At 69.2% G+C, this 649-nt stretch carries 1 protein-coding gene; it reads left to right on the forward strand.

Going from position 1 to position 649, the window contains the following annotated elements; genetic code table 11:
• Positions 1 to 649, forward strand: a 649-nt coding sequence (locus tag EOD15_RS35165; RefSeq protein WP_185929181.1) for an NAD-binding protein, incomplete at both ends; no start/stop codon positions are given.

Consider the following 649-nt stretch of genomic DNA (forward strand, 5'->3'; position numbering starts at 1 on the left):
GCCCCAAGGAAATCAAGAACCACGAATACCGCGTCGGCCTCACCCCCGGCTCGGTCCGCGAATATGTCGCCCATGGCCACGAAGTGCTGGTTGAGACCGGGGCCGGTGCCGGCATCGGCGCCGATGACAACGCCTATCGCGCCGCCGGCGCCACGATTGCCAAGACGGCCGCCGAGGTGTTCGCTAGGTCGGACATGATCGTCAAGGTCAAGGAGCCGCAGCCCAGCGAATGGGCGCAGCTTCGCGAAGGCCAGATCCTGTACACCTACCTTCACCTTGCTCCGGATCCGGAGCAGACCAAGGGCCTGCTTGCATCCGGCGTGACGGCAATCGCCTACGAGACCGTGACCGACGACCGTGGCGGCCTGCCGCTGCTGGCGCCGATGTCGGAAGTTGCCGGACGCCTGTCGATCCAGGCCGGCGCCACGGCGCTGCAGAAGGCCAATGGCGGCCGCGGCGTGCTACTCGGCGGCGTGCCCGGCGTGCTGCCCGGCAAGGTCACCGTGCTCGGCGGTGGCGTCGTCGGCCTGCACGCGGCCAGGATGGCGGCCGGCCTTGGCGCCGACGTCACCATCATCGACCGCTCGATCCCGCGCCTGCGCCAACTCGACGACCTCTTCGCCGGCCGCGTCCACACCCGTTACTCGAC

The organism is Mesorhizobium sp. M7A.T.Ca.US.000.02.2.1 (assembly GCF_003996995.1).
In the GTDB taxonomy this organism is placed as follows: Bacteria; Pseudomonadota; Alphaproteobacteria; order Rhizobiales; family Rhizobiaceae; genus Mesorhizobium.